The sequence below is a fragment of the Pseudomonas sp. BF-R-26 genome, assembly GCF_019947395.1.
Lineage (GTDB): Bacteria > Pseudomonadota > Gammaproteobacteria > Pseudomonadales > Pseudomonadaceae > Aquipseudomonas > Aquipseudomonas farris.
In genome coordinates this window covers 81697-98633 of record NZ_JAGYGK010000012.1, presented here as the reverse complement: position 1 = coordinate 98633, position 16937 = coordinate 81697, and the positions used below count along the sequence as shown (strand labels likewise).

Annotated in this window: 14 protein-coding genes; 3 read left to right on the top strand and 11 right to left on the bottom strand. The window is 57.9% G+C overall.

Annotation, left to right across the window (positions count from 1 at the left end; translation table 11 throughout):
• Positions 1-62: 62 nt before the first annotated feature.
• The 11 genes from lpxD to rpsB all read right to left on the bottom strand — a co-directional run bounded on the left by lpxD (position 63) and on the right by rpsB (position 11582).
• Positions 63-1118, bottom strand: a complete 1056-nt coding sequence (gene lpxD, locus KGB18_RS19115) for a UDP-3-O-(3-hydroxymyristoyl)glucosamine N-acyltransferase (protein ID WP_223570348.1) — start codon at positions 1116-1118, stop codon at positions 63-65.
• A gap of 3 nt (positions 1119-1121) precedes the next feature.
• Complete coding sequence (locus KGB18_RS19110) at positions 1122-1625, bottom strand: OmpH family outer membrane protein (RefSeq protein ID WP_007907155.1); 504 nt, start codon at positions 1623-1625, stop codon at positions 1122-1124.
• A gap of 45 nt (positions 1626-1670) precedes the next feature.
• Positions 1671-4046, bottom strand: a complete 2376-nt coding sequence (gene bamA, locus KGB18_RS19105) for an outer membrane protein assembly factor BamA (RefSeq protein WP_123719845.1) — start codon at positions 4044-4046, stop codon at positions 1671-1673.
• Between the two features lie 72 nt (positions 4047-4118).
• Positions 4119-5471 (bottom strand): RIP metalloprotease RseP, encoded by a 1353-nt coding sequence (rseP, locus tag KGB18_RS19100; RefSeq protein ID WP_123719846.1) that lies wholly within the window; start codon positions 5469-5471, stop codon positions 4119-4121.
• A 50-nt stretch (positions 5472-5521) separates the two neighbouring features.
• On the bottom strand, positions 5522-6712 hold the full coding sequence (ispC, locus tag KGB18_RS19095) for a 1-deoxy-D-xylulose-5-phosphate reductoisomerase (RefSeq protein ID WP_123719847.1): 1191 nt from the start codon (positions 6710-6712) through the stop codon (positions 5522-5524).
• Positions 6709-7512, bottom strand: a complete 804-nt coding sequence (locus tag KGB18_RS19090) for a phosphatidate cytidylyltransferase (protein WP_123719848.1) — start codon at positions 7510-7512, stop codon at positions 6709-6711. The genes ispC and KGB18_RS19090 overlap by 4 nt, the downstream gene beginning before the upstream one ends.
• A complete protein-coding gene (gene uppS / locus KGB18_RS19085) occupies positions 7512-8267 on the bottom strand; it encodes a polyprenyl diphosphate synthase (RefSeq protein WP_008015050.1) in 756 nt (251 codons plus the stop codon). The genes KGB18_RS19090 and uppS overlap by 1 nt, the downstream gene beginning before the upstream one ends.
• Before the next feature lie 13 nt (positions 8268-8280).
• Positions 8281-8838 (bottom strand): ribosome recycling factor, encoded by a 558-nt coding sequence (gene frr / locus KGB18_RS19080; RefSeq protein WP_007907979.1) that lies wholly within the window; start codon positions 8836-8838, stop codon positions 8281-8283.
• Entirely contained in the window at positions 8835-9578 is a 744-nt protein-coding gene (gene pyrH / locus KGB18_RS19075) for a UMP kinase (RefSeq protein ID WP_003172271.1), read from the bottom strand. Before pyrH ends, frr begins: the two co-directional genes overlap by 4 nt.
• A gap of 210 nt (positions 9579-9788) precedes the next feature.
• Entirely contained in the window at positions 9789-10652 is an 864-nt protein-coding gene (gene tsf / locus KGB18_RS19070) for a translation elongation factor Ts (protein ID WP_123719849.1), read from the bottom strand.
• A 192-nt stretch (positions 10653-10844) separates the two neighbouring features.
• Positions 10845-11582, bottom strand: coding sequence for a 30S ribosomal protein S2 (gene rpsB / locus KGB18_RS19065; RefSeq protein ID WP_007907989.1), 738 nt, complete (start codon positions 11580-11582; stop codon positions 10845-10847).
• A gap of 373 nt (positions 11583-11955) precedes the next feature.
• On the opposite strand from rpsB, the gene map reads away from it, so the two are divergent.
• The 3 genes from map (at position 11956) to dapC (ending at position 16854) form a co-directional block, all read left to right on the top strand.
• Positions 11956-12738, top strand: a complete 783-nt coding sequence (map, locus tag KGB18_RS19060) for a type I methionyl aminopeptidase (protein WP_123719850.1) — start codon at positions 11956-11958, stop codon at positions 12736-12738.
• 45 nt (positions 12739-12783) lie between these two features.
• The gene (locus KGB18_RS19055; RefSeq protein WP_201059895.1) at positions 12784-15486 is read left to right on the top strand and encodes a [protein-PII] uridylyltransferase; all 2703 of its coding nucleotides are present in this window, start codon (positions 12784-12786) and stop codon (positions 15484-15486) included.
• A 168-nt stretch (positions 15487-15654) separates the two neighbouring features.
• Positions 15655-16854 carry a succinyldiaminopimelate transaminase gene (gene dapC / locus KGB18_RS19050; RefSeq protein WP_223570347.1) on the top strand — a complete coding sequence of 400 codons (1200 nt, stop codon included), beginning with the start codon at positions 15655-15657 and terminating at the stop codon, positions 16852-16854.
• Positions 16855-16937: the final 83 nt, after the last annotated feature.

Below are 16937 nucleotides of genomic sequence, written 5' to 3'. Positions count from 1 at the left end.
CACTCCTCTAGCAAATCAAGGAGGCAGTCTAGCGGCTGTGCACACTTGATATGGAAATGGTATCAGCCATCTGATGAAGCATTACCGTCAGGGGTCACGTCCCCTACACGCTTTTCCAGCTGTCGCAGTCGTCGCGCGATGTCATCGAGCTGACGGATACGTGCCGCGCTTTTGCGCCATTCGGCTGCCGGTTGCATCGCCGTACCGGAAGAATAGGAACCCGGCTCGGTAATCGAGTGGGTCACCATGGTCATCCCGGTCAGGAAAACGTTGTCGCAAATCTCGATATGCCCCACCAGCCCTACACCACCGGCGAGCATGCAATGCTTGCCGATTTTGGTGCTGCCGGAGATCCCCACACACGCGGCCATGGCGGTGTGGTCACCGACCTGGACGTTGTGAGCAATCTGAATCTGGTTGTCGAGCTTCACACCATTGCCGATAACGGTATCGGCCAGTGCGCCGCGATCGATAGCGGTATTTACGCCTATTTCCACGTCATCGCCGATCGAGACACCACCGATCTGCGCGATTTTCTGCCAGACACCTTTCTCGTTGGCAAAACCGAAGCCTTCACCGCCGAGCACGGCACCGGATTGAATCACCACCCGTTTGCCGATGCGCACGTCGTGATATAGCGTGACCCGCGGGGCCAACCAGCCGCCCTCGCCGATTTCGCAGCGCGCACCGATGAAGCAATGAGCCCCTACGGTCACACCTGCGCCAATACGCGCTGCACTTTCGATCACCACAAAAGCACCGATGCTCGCCGCCGGGTCGACCACTGCATCCGCTGCCACCACCGCTGTCGGATGAATACCGGCAGGCGCTTTGGGCTTGGGATCGAACAGATGGGAAACGCGCGCGTAGGCCAGATACGGATCCGGCACCACCAATGCATCACCGGCAAAACCTTCAGCGTCAGCGGCCTTCAGCAATACAGCTGCGGCCTGACTGTCAGCCAGGTATTTACGGTATTGAGGATTTGCCAGAAAGCTCAACTGAGCTGGGCCAGCCTCTTGCAAAGTGGCTAGCCCAGTAATTTCTTTCTTCGGGTCGCCACGTAAAGTGGCGCCGAGGAACTCGGCCAACTGGCCGAGCTTTATAGTCGCTGTCATGGGTTACTTCAGCTGATTCATGCGCTCGATAACCTGGCGAGTGATGTCGTACTGAGGCTTGACATCAATCACTGCGCCACGCTCGAAGACCAGGTCAAAAGCACCTTTCTTGATAACTTCTTCCACAGCGCTGTCCAGTTTCGGCTTGAGCTGTTTCAGCATTTCACGGTCGGCAACGGCCTTGGCTTCGTTCAGTTCCTTGGACTGGAACTGGAAATCACGGGCCTTTTGCTTGAATTCGAGTTCCAGACGCTCACGCTCGCCTTGTTGCATTTTATCGCCGCCAGCCATCAGACGGTCCTGGATACCTTTGGCGCTGCTTTCCAGGCTTTTGAGCTTGGTCAGTTGCGGGCCGAACTTCTTCTCGGCATCCACGGCGTATTTTTTCGCCGCGTCGGATTCCAGCAATGCCATTTGATAATTCAGCACGGCGATTTTCATGTCGGCAAAAGCCGGACCTGCTACCAGTACGGTCGCCAGGAGAACCAATTGAGTCAACTTACGCACGATGCACTCCTACAAAATCCATTGTCGTTATCTTGGGTCAGACGCTTAGAACGTCTGGCCGAGGGAGAATTGGAACACTTGAGTCTCAGCGTCATCCGGTTTCTTGACCGGCATCGCCAGCGCAAAGCTCAAAGGACCGAGCGCGGTAACCCATGTCACGCCGATACCAACGGAACTGGCCATGTTGCTCAGGCTAATGTCGTTGCACTGCGTATTGGACTTCGAACCGTCAGCGTTCCTGGTTTCTTTGCACGTCGAGTCGAACACGTTACCCACGTCCCAGAATACCGAAGTACGCAGGGAGCGCTGATCCTTGACGAACGGCAGAGGGAACAGAACCTCAACACCACCCTGGATCAGGACATTACCACCGAATGGCAGTGGATCCTGATCAGGATCTCGAGACGTACCCGGGTTAGTGCCCTGGCTTGGTGTACTGCGAGGACCAAGGGTACTGTCCTTGAAGCCACGAACCGAGTTGAAACCACCAGCATAGTAGTTCTCATAGAACGGCAGGCCGTCGGTAGAACCGTAACCATCGCCGTAACCCAGTTCAGTGTGCAGGCGCATGGTGTAGTTTTCAGACAACGGCTGGAACAACTGGCCACGGTAATCGAGTTTGAAGAACGACAAGTCACTGCCAGGGGTGGTGGCTTCCAGGGTCAGGCTCTGGGAACGACCACGGGTCGCCAATACACCTTTGTTCAGCGTGGACTCGGACCAACCGGCCGAGGCCTTGAAGTTCAGATAGTTATCGCCTTCCTGGTTAACGAAGTCGAAAATCTCATCAACGGTGTAGCGACCCGTCTTGATCTTGTCCTGTTGCGCGGTCAGGCCGAAGGTCAGACGCGAAGTCTCGCTGATAGGGTAGCCGACGCTCACGCCCGCACCCAGGCTGTCTACGGCATAGCTGGCCACGTCGACGTCGAGGTCGTCGTAGTCGGTGGTGCGATAGAACGCGTTGTAACCCAGGCTCACACCGTCAGCAGTCCAGTAGGGGTCGACATAACCGAAGTTATAGCGGCTCTGGTATTCACTGCGGGTCAAGCCGACGCTGACTCGGTTACCGGTACCGAGGAAGTTGTTCTGGGTGATCGAACCACCGAGGATCAGACCGGCGCTCTGGGCGAAACCGACGCTGGCGGTAATCGAGCCGGACGCCTGTTCTTCAACGCTGTAGTTCACATCAACCTGGTCATCGACACCGGGCACGGCCGGCGTTTCAACGTTGACTTCCTTGAAGAAGCCCAGACGTTCCAGGCGCGTCTTGGATTGATCGATCAGGTAGGTCGAAGCCCAGCCGCCTTCCATCTGACGCATTTCACGGCGCAGCACTTCGTCTTCGGACTTGGTGTTGCCACGGAAGTTGATGCGGTTCACGTAAGCACGCTTGCCCGGATCGACAGCGAACGTGATGTCGACCGTGTGGTCTTCATCGTGAGGCTGAGGCACGCCGTTGACGTTGGCGAAGGTGTAACCCTCGTTACCCAGGCGACGGGTGATCAGTTCGGACGTGGTGGTCATCAGCTTGCGCGAGAACACCTGGCCTTTCTGAACCAGCAGCAGGGACTTGACCTGGTCTTCAGGCACTTTCAGGTCGCCGCTGAGCTTGACGTCACGAACGGTGTACTTCTCGCCTTCGTTGACGTTGACGGTGATGTAGACGTGTTTCTTGTCCGGGGTGATGGACACCTGGGTCGAAGCGATATCCATATTGATATAGCCGCGATCCAGATAGTAGGAACGCAGACGCTCCAGGTCACCGGAGAGTTTTTCACGAGCGTACTTGTCATCGTTCTTGAAGAACGACAGCCAGTTGCTGGTTTTGAGTTCGAACAGGTCGATCAGGTCTTCATCAGGAAAAACCGTGTTACCCACCACGTTGATGTGCTGGATAGCTGCAACGGTGCCTTCGTTGATGTTGACCTTCAGGCCCACGCGGTTACGCGGTTGCGGCACCACTTCGGTATCGACGGTGGCCGAGTAACGGCCCTGAGCGACATATTGACGCTGCAGTTCGTTACGCACACCTTCAAGGGTGGCGCGCTGGAAGATCTCGCCTTCGGCCAGACCGGATTGTTTGAGGCCCTTCATCAGGTCTTCAGTGGAGATCGCCTTGTTGCCCTCGATCTCGATACTGGCGACCGACGGACGCTCGACTACAGTGATGACGAGGACGTTGCCATCGCGACCCAGCTGGATATCTTGAAAGAACCCGGTTTTGAACAGCGCACGAGTGGATTCCACCAGGCGACGATCATCCGCCTGTTCGCCGACGTTCAACGGCAAGGCACCAAAGACGCTACCCGCGGAGACCCGCTGGAGGCCATTGACGCGAATATCAGAGATAGTGAAGGACTCGGCGTGAACTTCGGCGATCATCAATACGGTGAGAACCGCAGTTAGCAGCAGACGTTTCATGAAGTCCTTTCTTATTCCAACTGGCAATAAAAACTGCCGCAAAATGCGGCAGATTCGCAATTCAGCGAAGCGTTACAGTCGACCCAGATCATTGACCAGAGCAAGTAACATCACCCCGACCACCAAACTGATACCGATCTGTATCCCCCAACCTTGCACCCGATCCGACAAGGGACGACCACGCGCCCACTCGATCAGATAAAACAACAAATGTCCCCCATCCAGTACAGGAATGGGCAACAAATTCAGAACCCCCAAGCTAATACTCAGATAAGCAAGGAAATTCAGGAAATCAGCGACGCCCGACTGGGCAGAAGCGCCCGCCACTTTAGCAATGGTTATCGGTCCACTCAAGTTTTTTACCGAGAGCTCACCGAACAACATTTTCTTGAGCGAATCGAGGGTCAGTACACTCATGGTCCAGGTACGTCGGGCACCCTCGCCAATCGCAGCCACCGGACCGTAACTGACTTCGCGAATCATCTCTGGTGGCCAATCGACCGCTTTCACCCCGGCGCCCAGATAACCACTGGGTGACTTGCTCTCGCCGCGAGCGGCCAACGTCACAGGGACGTCAATTTGAGCACTATCGCGCTCGACACGCAGCATGATTTTGGTATCCGGATGCATACGGACGATGTCGACTACCTGCTGCCAGTCGTCCAGCGCCTTACCATCAAGGGCCAACAAGCGGTCACCCGGCTTCAGGCCCGCAGCCTTCGCCGGCCCTTTCGGATCAAATTCGGCCAGGACTGGAGGCAACGCCGGACGCCAAGGACGAATACCCAGCGAGCGAATCGGATCTGGCTCCTCAGCACCCTTGAGCCACTTGTCCAGCACCAGCTCACGGGGTGAGTCCACCGTGGAGCCCTGTTCGCGGACCAGCAATTGAAGGGAGCCGCTCTCACCCAGACGACGGATCAGCTGCAGGTTCACCGCGGCCCAACCGGAGGTTGGCTCGCCATCGATGGCCATAATTTCCTGGCCCGGGCTCAAACCTGCCTTGGAGGCAATACTGCCGGACTCGACCGCACCGATAACCGGCCGCACCTGCTCGCTGCCCAGCATTGCCAATGCCCAGAAAAACACCATTGCCAATAGAAAGTTGGCGATCGGGCCGGCGGCGACGATGGCGATGCGCTGACGGACAGATTTGCGATTGAAGGATTGATCGACCTGATCGGCCGGGACCTCGCCTTCGCGCTCGTCGAGCATTTTCACGTAGCCACCCAACGGGATGGCGGCGATCACGAATTCAGTGCCTTTGCTGTCGTGCCAGCGCAGCAGCGGCATGCCGAAGCCCACGGAGAAACGCAGCACTTTGACCCCACAGCGACGCGCGACCCAGAAATGGCCGAACTCGTGGAAGGTAACCAGCACACCCAGCGCTACCAGGGTGCCGACAATCATATAGAGCGCGCTCATGTATTTTCTCCGCAACTATCGGTGCTGCATGGGGCAACGTATTGCAGCACTTATCGCCCGTGACGGCTCAGCCATTGCCCGGCCAGTACCCGTGCTTTCGCATCAGCCGTAAACACTGCCTCGAGATCATCTACCGCAACCACAGGCTCGAGGTTCAACACTTCCTCGATAATACTCGCGATTTCCAGGTAGCGAACCCGTCCGTCGAGAAAGGCCGCCACAGCCACTTCATTCGCGGCATTGAGCATGGCCGGCGCGCTGTTGCCAGCCTCGGCGGCTTGACGCGCAAGGCGCAGGCAAGGGAAACGCTCTTCATCCGGCGCCTGGAAATCCAGGCGAGCGATGGCAAACAGGTCCAGCGGCGCAACACCCGAGTCGATTCGCTCTGGCCAGGCCAGGGCATTGGCAATCGGTGTGCGCATGTCCGGATTGCCCAACTGCGCCAATACCGAGCCATCGACGTAGTCGACCAGCGAATGAATCACGCTCTGCGGGTGAATCACCACTTCGACCTGGGAAGGCGTGGCGTCGAACAGCCAGCAGGCCTCGATCAGCTCGAGCCCTTTGTTCATCATGCTGGCCGAATCCACCGAAATCTTGCGCCCCATGGACCAATTCGGGTGCGCACACGCTTGTTCGGGGGAAACATGCGCCAACTCGGCCATGGGTGTCTGCCGGAACGGGCCACCAGAGGCTGTCAGTAAAATCCGACGCACACCGACCGCGCCAAGCCCACGAGCGAAATCCTGTGGCATGCACTGGAAAATCGCGTTGTGCTCGCTGTCGATCGGCAGCAGCACCGAACCGCTTTTACGCACGGCCTGCATGAACAGCGCACCGGACATCACCAGTGCTTCTTTATTGGCCAGAAGAATCTTCTTGCCGGCCTCGACCGCCGCCAGGGTCGGACGCAAGCCCGCCGCACCGACAATAGCCGCCATCACCGCATCGACTTCCGGATCGGAGGCGACCTGACACAGGCCCTCTTCCCCCACCAGAACGCGGGTCGACAGACCGGCCGCGCGCAAATCGTCCTGCAAGCCCCGGGCAGCGCCAGATTCCGGCACGACCGCGAAGCGCGGCGAATGACGCACACACAGCGCCAGCAACTCACTCAAACGAGTGAAACCGCTCAAGGCGAAAACCTGATAACGCTCGGGATGACGGGCAATGACGTCGAGAGTACTCAGACCAATCGAACCGGTCGCTCCCAGCACGGTAATCTGTTGTGGGCGGTTCATACTGCCATCCACAGCAGCACGGCAAATACCGGAATCGCCGCCGTCAGGCTATCGATGCGGTCCAGCACGCCGCCGTGACCGGGCAGCAGATTACTGCTGTCCTTGATCCCCGACTGGCGCTTGAACATGCTTTCGGTGAGGTCGCCCACCACTGAAATGAATACGATAATTGCGGCACCGAACAGGCCCATCAGCATCTGAGCGAAACTCCAGTCCCGCACAAAACCGACGATTGCTGTAATCACCAGGCTCAGCAGCAAGCCACCGTAAACGCCTTCCCAACTCTTGCCAGGGCTGACCTGCGGCGCCAGCTTGCGCTTGCCGAAAGCCCGACCGGAAAAGTACGCACCGATATCGGCCCCCCAGACCAGCACCATCACCGCCATGATCAGCCAATTGCCCAAGGGCTCCTGCTTGATCAACACCAGACCTTGCCAGGCCGGTAACAGAATCAACAAACCGATCACCAGTTTGCAGGCTGCGCTAGCCCAGTGTTCGCTGGACTGTGGATAGGTCAATACCAGATAGGTAGCCGCGCCCCACCAGAGCACTGAAGCGCCCAACACCCAAGGCGCGAGCCCCGGCACGATATGCATGACAAACAGCACCAACGCGACCACAGCCGCATAGGCCACGCGAATCGACTGAGCAGCGAAACCTGCCAGGCGCGCCCACTCCCACGCCCCGAGCGTCACCACCAGCCCGATGAACAGCGCAAAACCGGACCCTTCGAGCAGGAAAAACCCGCACAGGGCAATCGGCAGCAAGATCAGCGCCGTGATGATTCGTTGTTTAAGCATTAAACCCGGGCTCCAGCCTCGACCTGCTCGCTCGTTTTACCGAAGCGACGCTGGCGAGAAGCGAAATCAGCTAGCGCATTGCGCATGGCGTCGTGTTTGAAGTCCGGCCAGAACAGGTCGGAGAAGTACAACTCGGCGTAAGCCAGTTGCCACAGCAGGAAGTTGCTGATGCGATGCTCGCCACCGGTACGGATGCACAAGTCCGGTAACGGCAGGTCACCGGTCGCCAGACAGGTTTGCAACAGCTCAGGGGTAATGTCTTCCGGACGCAGATGCCCGGCCTGAACCTCTCGGGCCAGACGCTGCGCGGCTTGCGCGATATCCCACTGACCGCCGTAGTTGGCGGCGATCTGCAGGACAAAGCGGTTGGCACCGACAGTCATCGCCTCGGCTTCGCGCATGGCGGCCTGAAGCTCCGGGTGAAAACGCGAACGATCGCCAATGATGCGCAAACTGATGTTGTTGTCGTTGAGGCGCTTGGCCTCGCGACGCAACGCCTTGAAGAACAAATCCATCAAGGCGCTGACCTCATCGGCCGGGCGCTGCCAGTTCTCGCTGGAGAAGGCGAACAAGGTCAGTACTTCGACCTTGGCCTCGGCACACACCTCGATTACCGCACGCACTGCATCCACACCCGCTTTATGCCCGGCGACACCCGGCATAAAGCGTTTTTTCGCCCAGCGATTATTACCATCCATGATGATCGCGACATGGCGCGGCACCGCGGACGGCGCAGTCTGCTTTGTCTTATCCATTAAAACGTGACCCTTATACGGCCATCAGGTCTTTTTCTTTCTGCGCCAAATTCGCGTCGATTTCAGCCACGTACTTTTTGGTCAGATCATCAATTTCGCCAGTAGCGCGACGTTCTTCGTCTTCGCTGATTTCCTTTTCCTTGACCAGATCCTTGAGCTGGCTGTTCGCGTCACGACGGATGTTGCGCACCGCAACACGGGCATCTTCAGCGACATCGCGAGCCTGCTTGGTGAAGCCCTTGCGGGTTTCTTCGGTCAGGGCCGGCATGGAGATCAGCAGCAACTCACCCAGGTTTGTCGGGTTGAGGTTCAGACCCGCGCTACCGATGGCTTTGTCGACGGCACCCAGCATGTTGCGCTCAAAGGCAACTACTTGCAGGGTACGGGCGTCTTTAACGGTGATATTCGCCACTTGCTTGATCGGAGTGTCGGAGCCGTAGTACGGAACCATCACACCTTCCAGAATGCTTGGGTGCGCCTGGCCCGTACGAATACGACCGAAGTTATGCGCCAGCGATTCCACGGATTTTTTCATGCGCTCTTGAGCGTCTTTCTTGATTTCGTTGATCATTGTTGGCCTTCCTCGATCAGGGTCCCTTCAGCGCCGCCATGTACGATGTTCAGCAGGGCGCCGGGCTTGTTCATGTTAAATACGCGCAACGGCATCTTGTGGTCGCGGCACAAGCAAATAGCCGTCAGATCCATTACACCCAGCTTGCGATCCAGCACTTCATCATAAGTCAGATGATCGAACTTCTCGGCATGCGGGTCTTTGAATGGATCAGCCGTGTAAACGCCATCGACCTTGGTTGCCTTGAGCACGACGTCAGCGTCGATTTCGATTGCACGCAAGCAGGCTGCCGAATCCGTGGTGAAGAACGGATTACCAGTACCGGCCGCAAAAATCACGACTTCCTTGGCGTTCAGGTGGCGCATGGCTTTGCGGCGATCGTAGTGATCGGTCACACCAACCATGGAAATGGCCGACATCACGATGGCCGAGATATTGGCACGTTCCAGCGCATCGCGCATCGCCAAGGCGTTCATCACAGTGGCCAGCATGCCCATGTGGTCGCCAGTAACCCGATCCATGCCCGCCGCGCTGAGCGCCGCGCCGCGGAACAGGTTGCCACCACCGATCACCAGACCGACCTGAACACCGATGCCGACCAGTTGGCCAACTTCCAGTGCCATGCGATCCAGAACTTTGGGGTCGATCCCGAACTCTTCCGAGCCCATCAGGGCCTCGCCGCTAAGCTTGAGTAGAATGCGTTTATAGCGAGCCTGATAACCACTGCCCTGCTGAGCCATTGCGAATCTCTCCTGCGGCGTATTTTAAAAATTCTTTGCGAGCTGTTTACAGCTGGCGTTCACTCTAGCTTGGCACTGCTTCAGCGCCATCGGAACATGGCTTTGTAAGCCAGTTCCAAAAGGAAACCAATTAAAATTGGCAACCCCATCTGAAAAGAGGCTGCGCGCGTGAGCGGGCAGCCTCTTCAGGGCGACAGTTAAAAAACCGTCTTATTGCTTGGCGGCAGCCAGCTGGGCAGCAACTTCTTCAGCGAAGTTGTCGACCGGCTTCTCGATGCCTTCGCCTACTTTGAAGTAGGTGAAAGAAACGATTTCTGCACCGGCTTTCTTGGCCAGTTCGCCAACCTTGATTTCAGGGTTCTTGACGAACGCCTGCTCAACCAGGCTCGCTTCAGCCAGGAACTTGCTGATACGACCTTTGACCATGTTTTCAACGATGTTTTCTGGCTTGCCAGCGATCTTGTCAGCGTTGAGGGTCAGGAACACGCCTTTCTCGCGCTCGACCGCTTCAGCGGAAACTTCCGATGGCAGCAGGAATTCAGGGTTGGTGGCCGCTACGTGCATAGCGATGTCCTTGGCCAGCTCAACGTTGCCGCCTTTAAGAACAACCGCAACACCGATCTTGTTGCCGTGCAGGTAACCACCAACAACATCACCTTCAACGCGAGCCAGGCGACGGATGTTGACGTTTTCGCCAACCTTGCCGACCAGAACCAGACGATCGGCTTCTTGGGATTCGATCAGCGGAGCGACGTCAGTCAGCTTGTCAGCGAACGCTTTTTCTACGCTGGAAGCAACAAATGCCTTGAAGTCGTCTTGCAGGGCCAGGAAGTCGGTCTGCGAGTTCACTTCCAGCAGAACGGCGGATTTACCGTCTTCTTTAAGAGCGATCGCGCCTTCAGCGGCAACGTTGCCAGCTTTTTTGGCAGCCTTGATGGCGCCCGAAGCACGCATGTCATCAATGGCTTTTTCGATGTCGCCGCCAGCCTTGGTCAAGGCCTTTTTGCAGTCCATCATGCCTTCGCCGGTACGCTCGCGCAGTTCTTTGACCAACGCTGCAGTAATCTCTGCCATTTTAAAATTCCTCTTGGATAGGTTTTCAACCATTCCACCCGATCGAACGGGCGTTCAATTCTTCCCGAACCACCCTTGTTAGCCGCTGCACGTTACAAATGCTGTAGCTGCGCTGCTCACAAATGGTTTTCGAGGTGGCAAAAAGGGGGCCAAGCCCCCTTTTTGCTTACTGAGTCAACGCCAGGGCGTCAATTACTCAGCTGCAGCTGCCGGAGCTTCTTCAACGAACTGCTCGGTGCCGCCAGCAACGTGGTTGCGACCGCGGATTACAGCGTCAGCCATCGAACCCATGTACAGCTGGATAGCGCGGATTGCGTCATCGTTGCCTGGGATGATGTAGTCAACGCCTTCCGGGCTGCTGTTGGTATCGACTACGCCGATAACCGGGATGCCCAGCTTGTTGGCTTCGGTGATCGCGATGCGCTCGTGATCAACGTCGATAACGAACAGAGCGTCTGGCAGACCGCCCATGTCCTTGATACCACCCAGGGAACGATCCAGCTTCTCAAGATCGCGAGTGCGCATCAGCGCTTCTTTCTTGGTCAGCTTGGCGAAAGTACCGTCTTCGGCTTGCACTTCAAGGTCACGCAGACGCTTGATGGAAGCACGGATGGTTTTGAAGTTGGTCAGCATGCCGCCCAACCAGCGGTGATCGACGTACGGCGAACCGCAACGTGCTGCTTCTTCAGCAACGATCTTGCCAGCGGAACGCTTGGTGCCGACGAACAGAATCTTGTTTTTGCCCTGGGCCAGACGCTCTACGAAAGTCAGAGCTTCGTTGAACATTGGCAGGGTTTTTTCAAGGTTGATAATGTGGATCTTGTTACGCGCGCCGAAAATGTATTTACCCATTTTCGGGTTCCAGTAACGGGTCTGGTGACCGAAGTGCACACCGGCCTTCAGCATATCGCGCATGTTGACTTGGGACATGATAGTTCCTTAATAAGTCGGGTTTGGCCTCCACGTATCCCAATGACCAACCAGCAGCATCAGCTGAAGGCACCCAGGTCATCGTGTCGACACGTGTGTGGATTTAAGCTTTCTAGGGTATCCCCGGAAAGCGGCGCATTTTATATCACAAGGCAGAAAAAAACGGAACCCGGATTCTGAAAACCAGGGGAATGCTTTTGGCCCCCACCTTGGAATCCCCCCAGAATGCGCCATCCTATAGAGAGAAGCGATGCACAGAGGCTCAGATTTGCGCTGATCGTCTGATAGAATCGTGTTTTTCAGGGCCGCGACAATTATTCGCGCAATGCCCATTTCGTTTTAGAAGGCGCCATTGAGCGCAGAGAGAGCCTGTATGACCGTCACCCTCAAAACCCCAGAGGACATCGCAAAAATGCGGATCGCCGGCAAATTGGCCGCCGATGTGCTGGAAATGATTGCCGATTATGTCAAACCGGGTGTCACCACCGAAGAGCTGGACCGGATCTGCCACGACTACATCGTCAATGAGCAGAAAGCCATCCCGGCCCCGCTCAACTACAAGGGCTTTCCTAAGTCGATCTGCACCTCGATCAACCACGTGGTCTGCCACGGCATCCCGAACGAGAAACCGTTGAAGGATGGCGACACGCTGAACATCGACGTCACCGTGATCAAAGACGGCTACCACGGCGACACCAGCCGCATGTTCCACGTCGGTTCCGTGCCGGTCTGGGCCGAGCGCCTGTCCCAGGTGACTCAGGAATGCATGTACAAGGCCATCGAGCTGGTCAAACCCGGCTGCCGCCTGGGCGATATCGGTGAAGTGATCCAGAAGCACGCGGAAAAGAACGGCTTCTCGGTGGTTCGCGAGTTCTGCGGTCACGGCATCGGCAAGGTGTTCCACGAAGAACCACAGATCCTGCATTACGGCCGCGCCGGCACCGGCATGGAACTGAAAGCCGGCATGACCTTCACCATCGAGCCGATGATCAACCAGGGCAAGGCCGACACCAAGGTGTTGGGCGACGGCTGGACCGCCATTACCAAGGACCGCAAGCTGTCGGCTCAATGGGAACACACCCTGCTGGTGACCGATACCGGTTACGAGATCTTCACTTTGCGCAGCGACGATACCATCCCGCGCGTTTCGGCCTGATCCCGCCCGCTCCGTTCCCAGCCTTATAGAAAGGAAAGCCAATCGATGCCGCAGGTGGATCCCGAACTCTTCGACCGCGGCCAGTTCCAGGCTGAACTGGCCCTGAAGGCAAGCCCTATCGCTGCTTTCAAGAAGGCGATCCGTCAGGCCCGCGAGGTGCTCGACGAGCGGTTCCGCAGTGGCCGGGACATTCGCCGGCTGATCGAGGATCGCGCCTGGTTTATCGACAACATCCTGCAACAAGCCTGGGAACAGTTTAACTGGAGCGAAGATGCCGATATCGCCCTGGTGGCGGTCGGCGGCTACGGTCGCGGCGAGTTGCACCCCTACTCCGACATCGATCTGCTGATTTTGCTGGACAGCGCCGATCACGAAATTTTTCGGGATTCCATCGAACGCTTTCTGACGTTGCTGTGGGACATCGGCCTGGAAGTCGGCCAGAGCGTTCGTTCGGTGGACGAATGCGCCGTCGAGGCCCGTGCCGACCTGACGGTCGTTACCAATCTGATGGAAAGCCGCACCATTTGCGGCCCCGAGCGGCTGCGCCAGCGCATGCTGGATGTCACCAGCACCGCGCACATGTGGCCGAGCAAGGACTTCTTCCTGGCCAAGCGCGCCGAGCAAAAGGCCCGTCACCACAAATACAACGACACTGAATACAACCTGGAACCCAACGTCAAAGGCTCGCCCGGTGGCCTTCGGGATATTCAGACGATTCTGTGGGTGGCCCGTCGCGAATACGGCACTCTGAACCTGCGGGCCCTGGCGGGTGAAGGTTTCCTGGTGGAGAGCGAAAACGCCCTGCTGGCCTCGTCCCAGGAGTTTCTGTGGAAGGTACGTTACGCCCTGCATATGCTCGCCGGCCGCTCCGAAGACCGCCTGCTGTTCGATCACCAGCGCTCGATTGCGGGGCTGCTGGGTTTCGAAGGCAATGACGCCAAGCAAGCCATCGAAAACTTCATGCAGCAGTACTACCGGGTGGTCATGAGCATTGCCCAGCTCAGCGACCTGATCATCCAGCACTTCGAAGAAGTGATCCTGGCCCCCGAAGACGAAGCACCACCACAACCGATCAATTCGCGGTTCCAGCTGCATGACGGCTACATCGAAGCGCGTAACGACAACGTGTTCCGCCGTACGCCATTCGCCATGCTCGAGATCTTTGTGCTGATGGCCCAGCAACCGGAGATCAAAGGCGTACGCGCCGATACCATCCGCCTGCTGCGCGAGAATCGTCATTTGATCGATGACGATTTCCGCAACGATATTCGTAATACCAGCCTGTTCATCGAACTGTTCAAGTGCAAGATCGGCATCCACCGCAATCTGCGGCGGATGAACCGTTACGGCATCCTTGGGCGCTATCTGCCGGAGTTCGGTTTCATTGTCGGGCAGATGCAGCATGACCTGTTTCACATCTATACGGTCGACGCGCATACCCTGAACCTGATCAAGCACCTGCGTAAGTTGCAGTACACCCAGGTGTCGGAAAAATTCCCGCTGGCCAGCAAGCTCATGGCCAAACTGCCCAAACCCGAACTGATTTACCTGGCCGGTCTGTACCACGACATCGGCAAGGGCCGGCACGGCGATCACTCGGAAATCGGCGCCGTGGATGCCGAAGCCTTTTGCCAGCGCCACCAGTTGCCGATCTGGGACAGCCGCCTGATCGTCTGGCTGGTGCAGAACCACCTGATGATGTCGACCACGGCCCAGCGCAAGGACCTGTCCGACCCGCACGTGATCCACGATTTCGCGCAGACGGTCGGCGATGAAACCCGTCTCGATTATCTGTATGTGCTGACCGTTGCGGACATCAACGCAACCAACCCGACGCTGTGGAACTCCTGGCGCGCGAGCCTGTTGCGCCAGCTCTACACCGAGACCAAGCGCGCCTTGCGTCGTGGCCTGGAAAACCCTGTGGATCGCGAAGAGCAGATCCGCCAGACCCAGAGCGCTGCGCTGGACATCCTGGTACGCGGCGGCAACGATCCGGACGATGTCGAGCAGTTGTGGGCGCAATTGGGCGATGACTACTTCCTGCGCCACACCGCCGGCGACGTGGCCTGGCACACTGATGCGATCCTGCAGCAGCCGGCCGATGGCGGCCCGCTGGTACTGATCAAGGAAACCACCCAGCGCGAGTTCGAGGGCGGTACGCAGATTTTCATCTATGCACCGGACCAGCACGACTTCTTCGCCGTGACCGTGGCGGCGATGGACCAGCTCAATCTGAACATTCACGACGCCCGGGTCATCACCTCCAGCAGCCAGTTCACCCTCGATACTTACATCGTGCTCGACACCGATGGCGACTCGATCGGTGACAACCCGGCACGGGTCAAGCAGATCCGCGAAGGCCTGACCGAAGCCCTGCGCAACCCGGACAACTACCCGACCATCATCCAGCGTCGGGTGCCGCGCCAGCTCAAGCATTTCGCGTTTGCGCCCCAGGTGACGATCCACAATGACGCCCAGCGTCCGGTGACGGTGCTGGAGCTTAGCGCCCCGGATCGCCCCGGCCTGTTGGCGCGGATCGGCACGATCTTCCTTGAGTTCGACCTGTCGCTGCAGAACGCCAAGATCGCCACTCTGGGCGAGCGCGTGGAAGACGTGTTCTTCATCACCGACGCCAACAATCAGCCGCTGTCCGACCCGTTGCTGTGCAGCCGTTTGCAGGATGCAATCGTCGAGCAGCTGAGCGTCAGCCAGGAACCCGATATCAAACTGTCACGCATCAGCATCTGAATTAATAACTTTCCCTGTGGGAGCGCCTGTGGCGAGGGGGCTTGCCCCCGTTTGAGTGCGTAGCGCTCACAAGATCTTTGGTACACCAGAGAATTTGGGGCTGCTTTGCAGCCCAACGGGGGCAAGCCCCCTGACCACAAGCTCGCCCCCACATTGAACGAGGCCTCCATGAACAACGCTCTGAACCAGTTGCAGCCCTACCCGTTCGAAAAGCTCCGCGCCCTGCTCGGCAGCGTCACGCCAAACCCGGACAAACGCGCCATTGCGCTGTCCATCGGCGAGCCGAAACACCGTTCGCCGAGCTTCGTCGCCGAAGCATTGGCGAGCAATCTGGATCAGATGGCCGTATACCCGACCACCCTCGGCATCCCGGCCCTGCGTGAAGCCATTGCCGCCTGGTGCGAACGTCGCTTTAGCGTCCCGAACGGCTGGCTCGACCCTGCGCGCAACGTGTTGCCAGTCAACGGCACCCGTGAAGCGCTGTTCGCCTTCACCCAGACCGTGGTCAATCGTGGCGACGACGCGCTGGTGGTCAGCCCGAACCCGTTCTATCAGATCTACGAAGGCGCCGCGTTCCTGGCCGGGGCCAAGCCGCATTACCTGCCATGCCTGGACGAAAACGGCTTCAACCCGGACTTTGACGCCGTTTCACCAGACATCTGGAAACGCTGCCAGATCCTGTTCCTGTGCTCGCCGGGTAACCCGACCGGTGCACTGATTCCGGTCGAAACGCTGAAGAAGCTGATCGCTCTGGCCGACGAATACGACTTCGTGATCGCCGCCGACGAGTGCTACAGCGAGCTGTATTTCGACGAACAAACCCCACCGCCAGGCCTGCTCAGCGCGTGCGTGGAACTGGGCCGCAAGGACCTCAAACGCTGCGTGGTGTTCCACAGCCTGTCCAAGCGCTCCAACCTGCCGGGACTGCGTTCCGGTTTTGTCGCCGGTGACGCAGACATTCTCAAAGGCTTTCTGCTGTATCGCACCTACCACGGCTGCGCGATGCCGGTTCAGACCCAACTGGCCAGCGTTGCCGCATGGAATGATGAAGTGCATGTGCGCGCCAACCGTGCGCTGTATCGCGAGAAATACGATGCGGTGCTGGAGATTCTCAGCCCGGTGATGGATGTGCAGCGTCCGGACGGTGGTTTCTACCTGTGGCCTAATGTGAATGGCGATGATGCGGCGTTCTGCCGGGATCTGTTCGAGCAAGAACACGTGACTGTCGTGCCGGGCTCCTATCTGTCCCGCGACGTGGATGGCGTCAATCCGGGTGCCGGGCGTGTGCGTTTGGCGCTGGTGGCACCGCTGGCCGAGTGCGTGGAAGCCGCCGAACGCATTCGTGCGTTTATTACCCGCCAGCGTTAATAACGTTCAAACCCCGCATAGCGCAATGCCGTGCGGGGCATTCAAACATCAAGCAATATAATCAACTTAATTTAATATTCACC

What these genes read in the sequence shown, in the direction of transcription:
- lpxD (WP_223570348.1), bottom strand. Translation starts at nt 1,118, where the DNA reads ATGACAGCGACTATAAAGCTCGGCCAGTTGGCCGAGTTCCTCGGCGCC.
- bamA (WP_123719845.1), bottom strand. Translation starts at nt 4,046, where the DNA reads ATGAAACGTCTGCTGCTAACTGCGGTTCTCACCGTATTGATGATCGCC.
- rseP (WP_123719846.1), bottom strand. Translation starts at nt 5,471, where the DNA reads ATGAGCGCGCTCTATATGATTGTCGGCACCCTGGTAGCGCTGGGTGTG.
- ispC (WP_123719847.1), bottom strand. Translation starts at nt 6,712, where the DNA reads ATGAACCGCCCACAACAGATTACCGTGCTGGGAGCGACCGGTTCGATT.
- KGB18_RS19090 (WP_123719848.1), bottom strand. Translation starts at nt 7,512, where the DNA reads ATGCTTAAACAACGAATCATCACGGCGCTGATCTTGCTGCCGATTGCC.
- uppS (WP_008015050.1), bottom strand. Translation starts at nt 8,267, where the DNA reads ATGGATAAGACAAAGCAGACTGCGCCGTCCGCGGTGCCGCGCCATGTC.
- frr (WP_007907979.1), bottom strand. Translation starts at nt 8,838, where the DNA reads ATGATCAACGAAATCAAGAAAGACGCTCAAGAGCGCATGAAAAAATCC.
- pyrH (WP_003172271.1), bottom strand. Translation starts at nt 9,578, where the DNA reads ATGGCTCAGCAGGGCAGTGGTTATCAGGCTCGCTATAAACGCATTCTA.
- tsf (WP_123719849.1), bottom strand. Translation starts at nt 10,652, where the DNA reads ATGGCAGAGATTACTGCAGCGTTGGTCAAAGAACTGCGCGAGCGTACC.
- rpsB (WP_007907989.1), bottom strand. Translation starts at nt 11,582, where the DNA reads ATGTCCCAAGTCAACATGCGCGATATGCTGAAGGCCGGTGTGCACTTC.
- map (WP_123719850.1), top strand. Translation starts at nt 11,956, where the DNA reads ATGACCGTCACCCTCAAAACCCCAGAGGACATCGCAAAAATGCGGATC.
- KGB18_RS19055 (WP_201059895.1), top strand. Translation starts at nt 12,784, where the DNA reads ATGCCGCAGGTGGATCCCGAACTCTTCGACCGCGGCCAGTTCCAGGCT.
- dapC (WP_223570347.1), top strand. Translation starts at nt 15,655, where the DNA reads ATGAACAACGCTCTGAACCAGTTGCAGCCCTACCCGTTCGAAAAGCTC.